Raw genomic sequence first — 5,850 nt, forward strand, 5'->3', positions numbered from 1 at the left:
ATACTCCGCTACTCGAAATGCTTAATATCACAAACGCTCAATTCGGTATGCTTTTCACATTGCTTGGAACGGCTACATTTTTCTATATTCCAGCTGGTTGGCTCAATAATAGATTTACTCCGAGACAATTGATAATAAGCGGATTAATCATAAGAATAATTGGAACGGTTTATATGGTCGCTTTCGTTAATGCTCCGTATATAACTTTATGCGCGGTGGCGTTGTCTTGGGGAATAGTTGACGCTTTCTTTTGGCCCGCAATTTTGAACGGAACGAGATTATTTTCGAGCGAACAAAATCAAGGTTTGGCTTTCGGTTTATTGGAATCGGTTCGCAGAGCTATGGAATTTGGAATGAACACTTTGGCTTTATTAATATTTGCAAAATTGGGTTCGGATTCGAGAGCTATGAGAATCATAATTTCAATTTATACGATATTAATAGTTTTATGGGTTTTACTTTCTATGAGATATATTCCAAATATTATGTATTTAAAATCAGAAACTGCGGCGGAAAAGAATAAAGAGGCTTTGCAAGGATTAATAAAAGCTTTGTTATGTCCAGAAGTTTGGTTGTCGGGTTTAATAAGTATGGCTATTTATACTACATATATAACGATTGTATATTCCGTTCCTTATATGCAAAATGTGTTTATGCTTACTCCGACTCAAGCGGTCGCATTCGGTTTGTTTACCGCTTCGGGAATAGGAATAATCGCGGGAGTGTTTGGCGGATTTTTGGGAGACAAAGTTTTTAAATCTCCCGTGAGGATGCTTTCATATTCTTTGATTCTAACGGTTATAGTTTTACTCGGAGTTTTATTAACGCCGAAAAATACGAATTATTTATATGTGAGTATGGTTTTGATGTTTATATTTTCATTCGTAATATTCATATCAAGGTCAGTTATGTTTGCCCCTATAGGAGAAGCGAATATACCGAAAGAATTCAGCGGTTCGGCTATGGCGGTTGCAAGTTTCTTGGCGTATTCGCCTATATTTTGGGCTTATGGAGTAAACGGTTTATTATTGGATATTAACAAAGACAATCCCGCTCAAGGATATTATTATATATTTTTAATAGCTTTAATATCTTCGGCAGTCGGAGCGATATGCGCGATTATATTATATAGATTAACGAAAGCGAAAAAGAATAAAGAAAATAATAATCAATAATTAATAAAAATTAAGAAAAAATAAAAAATTAAGGAGATTTTATTATGTTTTTAAGAAAAGTTATCGCTCATAGAGGTTTTTCAAATAATTACCCCGAAAATACGATGCTGGCTTTTGAAAAGGCTATTGAAATAGGAGCTAAATGCATAGAAACGGATGTTACGATATTAAAAGACGGCACGCTCGTTTTATTCCATGATTATGAAACTGCATGCCACTCCAATCATGATGGAATAATAAACGATTTGGATTATAACGACATTAAAAGAATAGACGCTGGCTCTTGGAAAGACGCCAAATTTTCTTCGGCAAGAATTCCAACTCTTAAAGAACTTTTAGATTTGGTAAAGAAAACGAATACCATAGTAAATTTGGAACTTAAAGGCGAAGCGGGAAAAAACGAAAAATATTGGGACAGCATAGTCGAGAAAACGGTAAAAGAGGTTGCGGACAATAAAGCGGAAGATTTAATATTTTATTCGAGTTTTGAATTCGATATGTTAAGGACGCTAAAAAAAATATCGAAAAGCGCGAAATTCGGAATATTGCTTTGGGAAGAAACGGATAATTGGAAAGATATAGCGGACGAGCTTAAACCTCAATCTATGCATCTATACGACCAAACGGTGACGGAAAAATTGGCGAAAGATATAAAAAGCGAAAATTATGAATTATATGTTTATACGGTTAATTCGGTAGAGTTGGCAAATAAACTGTATTCTATGGGAGTTGACGGCGTTTTTACCGACATGCCCGATATATTTTCAAAAGATTTATATTAGATTGCTTCGATTTATAAATAAATCTCGCAATGACAAATTTTTATCAGTCATTGAAAACGATGCTTGACGAAACCGATAACTTAAGTTATCGGTTTTTTATATCCCGAGACTCTTTTATTTCAATCATATATTTTATTTGTCATTGCGAACGTAGTGAAGCAATCCAATTTGTATAGATTGCCACGCTCACTCTCGCAATGACAAAGCGATTATTATTTGACATAAAAATCTTTTATAATATAATAATCCTTATGAATAAATATATTGCCATACATAAAATAATTAATATTTCAATATTTATGCTTTTTCCAATAGCGGGTTATATCATATTGTCGCATAATAGAATAAGAAGCGGTTTTTACGGAATTATTTTGCTTATTCTAAATTTAATCGAAATTGGAATTTTTATAGCTTTTATTATCGTATCCTCAAAATGCGAATGGGGGACGAGAAAACAACATGCGATTTTAAAAGGAGCGATTTCTTTTTTTATATATCTTATTATAACTATATTTACTATAATTTATATAATATAGCGGAGTTATAAATGCAAAAATTATTTATTGCCATATATATTTTATTCGGCTATATTATTTACCCTATTATTTTTATATGTTTTTCAATTATGGCACTCTTCAACAAACCCATAAGAAAAGGCGCTTTTTCAAGATTGGGTTTTATTTATCCTAAAGAAAATAACAGAAACGCGGTTTGGATTCATGCCGTGAGCGTTGGAGAGATTGTGGCGGTTAAGGAGATAGTATTTACTTTGATTGAAAAAGGTTATTCGGTTTATCTTTCCACAACAACAGTCGGAGGATTCGATATCGCTAAAAAAAATTACGGAGACAAAGTGGAATTATTTTATCTCACTTTGGACTATCCTAATATGATAAATAAACTTATCAAATTAATTTCGCCCGAATATGTAATGATAACGGAAATTGAAATTTGGCCCACAATGATTTATATGCTTCATAAAAAACTTATTCCGCTTTATATGATTAACGGAAGAATCGGGAAAAAAGAAATAAAAGGATATAAGAATTTTCAATTTTTCTTCAAGCCTTATTTTAATATGTATAGAAAAATTCTCGCTCAAAGTCAAATCGATAAAGAAAATATGATTAGAATAGGAATGCCAGAAAGCTTGATAACAGTCACGGGAAATTTGAAATACGATATTAATTATTCGGTTAATGAAGAAAAAATAGACGATTTGGAAAGCAGAATTCCCGCAAATAAATTCGTAATAACCGTTGGAAGTTCGCATCATAACGAAGAAGAGATTATATTGAAAGCGATTGATTCTTTGAAAATAAAAGAAAATGTTTTTATTGTAATTGTCCCGAGAGATATAAACAGAGGAAACGAAATAAAAGAAATTGCTTCAAAATTGGGTTATAATCTTCCGCTTTATATGGAATACGAAAAAAACTCGGAAGACGGAATAATAATAAATACGATTGGCGAACTTTTGAATTGGTATAAACTTTCAGATTTGGTTATAATGGGCGGAACTTTCATTGGAAATGTCGGCGGGCATAATATTTTGGAAGCGATTTATTTTAAGAAACCAGTTATTGTCGGAAGATATATGTATAATTTTATCGAAATCTACGAATACATGAAAGATTGCGTTTTTAATTGCGAAGATAAAAATAAACTTGCCGAAACGATAAAATGTGCTTACGAAAACGAAGAGATTAGAAATTCAATATCCGAAAAAGCTTATAATTTGCTTATACAAAATAACGGCGCTTCAAAAAGAACTCTCGATATTATAAATAAATTTCAAGGAATATCCGATTAAACAATTTGATTAAACGATTTGATTAACATTTAAATTAAAATAATCGCTTGCGCTATATAAAGAGCCGATAACCAAAGCGGGGATGTTTTTTTCTTTCGATAATTTTTGCATATATTTTACCGCTTCGTTAAAATTTTCTATATGAATCGCGTTTTCTCTATCTTTAAAATATTGATAAGTTTTATAACTATCGTTTTCTTTATTATTATTTTTGTTATTCGTATTCGGAGAACTTACGATTATAAAAGCGTTAGAGTTTTTCAAAATATCGCTCATTCCTTTAATGTCTTTTTCGCTTAATGGAGCAAAAAGTATTATGAGATAATCATACCATTTGTAAATCGTTTTTAATATTCGCAAAAGAGATTTTGAATTATGCGCGCCATCGACTATTATATCGGGATTCCTTTGAACGAAAGTGAGCCTCGCGTTTATATTGAAATTTTTTATCGAATCTATCGCGTTATAAAATATTTTTTCATCTTTATTTATATTATTCGTAAGCAATTTGAAAGATTTAAAAGCCAAAGAAATATTTTCCGATTGATGTTCTCCCAAAAGCGTGGTTTCAAATTTATAACTTTTATCATTTTCAATATAATTAAATTCCAATATTTTATTCGTATTTAAAATTATATCGGCGTTAAAATCTTTTTTGAAAATATATAATTTTGAATTTTTTTCTTTTGCAATTTTTTCGATTATATTTACAGATTCTTTTTCCTGCCAAGCGGACACAACAATCGAGTTTTCTTTTATTATTCCCGCTTTTTGTTCCGTTATTTCTTCAATCGTATTTCCGAGTATTTCCGTATGGTCGTAAGAAATAGAAGTTATCACGCTTATAGAAGAATCAACGATATTTGTGCAATCGAGTTTTCCTCCAATTCCGACTTCGATGCAGGCATAATCGACATTTTGAATATAAAAATAATATAATCCGATAACGGTAAATATTTCAAAAACTGTTATATTATATATTTCGTTTTCGTCCAAAATATTTTTTATTTTTTTGGTTATATCGACAAAATCTTTTTCGCTTATCCATTCGCCGTTTATCGCTATTCTTTCTCTGACATTTATTATATGAGGAGAGACGAAAGAAGCGGTTTTATATCCAGCGGACTTTAGCATATTCGATAAAACCAAAGTTGTAGAGCCTTTGCCTTTCGTTCCCGTTATATGAATTATCTTAAAAGTTTGTTTATATTTTAAAATATTCAAAATTTCTCTTACATTATTAATATGATTAAAATTATTTTTATGCAAACTGTTAGAATTTTTTTTGCCCATAAAAGAGTAAATATAATTTAAAGCTTCGTTTATATTATTCATTTTTATTCCAATATTTATTTTGATTAGTCGATAAGATTTTTCACTTCGTCCCAGCTTAATTTATTTATATCGTTCATAGAATCGCCAACGACATTATCGATAAGTTTTTTCTTTTTGTTTTGAAGTTCCAATATTTTCTCTTCGATAGTTCCTCTCGTGATTAATTTATAATTCGTCACAACTCGTTTTTGCCCGATTCTGTAGGCTCTATCGGTAGCTTGATTTTCGACCGCGGGATTCCACCATAAATCGTAATGAATAACCGTGTCCGCTTGAGTCAAAGTTAAACCCGTTCCCGCCGCTTTTAGGCTCAATAAAAATATCGGCGCTTCACCGTTATTGAATTTATGAATTAAATGCATTCTATCTTTAGTTTTTCCGTCCAAATATAAATAATCAATATTCAATTTTTTCAAAGCCTCTCTCATTATATTAAGCATTTTCGTAAAAGAACTGAAAACCAAAACGCTATGTCCTCCCGAAATTGCCTCTCTTATAGTTTCGATAAATAAATTAAATTTTCCGCTCGAATGAATATCCTTTCGCAAATCCGAATGCAATAATCTCGGATGGCAACAAACCTGCCTTAATCTCGTTAATGCCGAAAATATTTCTATATGCGACTGAGCGAATCCTTTTCTTTTAACCGTTTCAAATATTTCAATTCTCGCCGCTTCGAGTATAGACATATAAAGTTCTTTTTGTTCTTTAGTCAAATAAAGTTCTTTTTGTTCTTTAGTCAAAT

At 31.2% G+C, this 5,850-nt stretch carries 6 protein-coding genes; 4 read left to right on the plus strand and 2 right to left on the minus strand.

Translation table 11 applies throughout. The features are described from left to right. From EZH24_RS06295 to EZH24_RS06310, 4 genes are all read left to right on the plus strand, one after another. A partial coding sequence (locus EZH24_RS06295) for an MFS transporter (protein WP_137998283.1) occupies positions 1–1,175 on the plus strand: 1,175 nt, incomplete at its 5' end. Between the two features lie 44 nt (positions 1,176–1,219). Continuing rightward, positions 1,220–1,957, plus strand: a complete 738-nt coding sequence (locus EZH24_RS06300; protein ID WP_137998284.1) for a glycerophosphodiester phosphodiesterase — start codon at positions 1,220–1,222, stop codon at positions 1,955–1,957. 251 nt (positions 1,958–2,208) lie between these two features. Beyond that, positions 2,209–2,493, plus strand: coding sequence for a hypothetical protein (locus EZH24_RS06305; RefSeq protein WP_170310843.1), 285 nt, complete (start codon positions 2,209–2,211; stop codon positions 2,491–2,493). An 11-nt stretch (positions 2,494–2,504) separates the two neighbouring features. Then, positions 2,505–3,770 carry a 3-deoxy-D-manno-octulosonic acid transferase gene (locus EZH24_RS06310; protein WP_137998286.1) on the plus strand — a complete coding sequence of 422 codons (1,266 nt, stop codon included), beginning with the start codon at positions 2,505–2,507 and terminating at the stop codon, positions 3,768–3,770. 9 nt (positions 3,771–3,779) lie between these two features. On the opposite strand, the gene EZH24_RS06315 is transcribed toward EZH24_RS06310, so the two are convergent. Continuing rightward, on the minus strand, positions 3,780–5,105 hold the full coding sequence (locus EZH24_RS06315) for a bifunctional folylpolyglutamate synthase/dihydrofolate synthase (protein ID WP_137998287.1): 1,326 nt from the start codon (positions 5,103–5,105) through the stop codon (positions 3,780–3,782). Between the two features lie 23 nt (positions 5,106–5,128). Continuing rightward, a partial coding sequence (locus EZH24_RS06320) for a DEAD/DEAH box helicase (RefSeq protein WP_272897880.1) occupies positions 5,129–5,850 on the minus strand: 722 nt, incomplete at its 5' end.

This window comes from Brachyspira catarrhinii (assembly GCF_005518285.1).
Classification (GTDB): Bacteria; Spirochaetota; Brachyspiria; order Brachyspirales; family Brachyspiraceae; genus Brachyspira; species Brachyspira catarrhinii.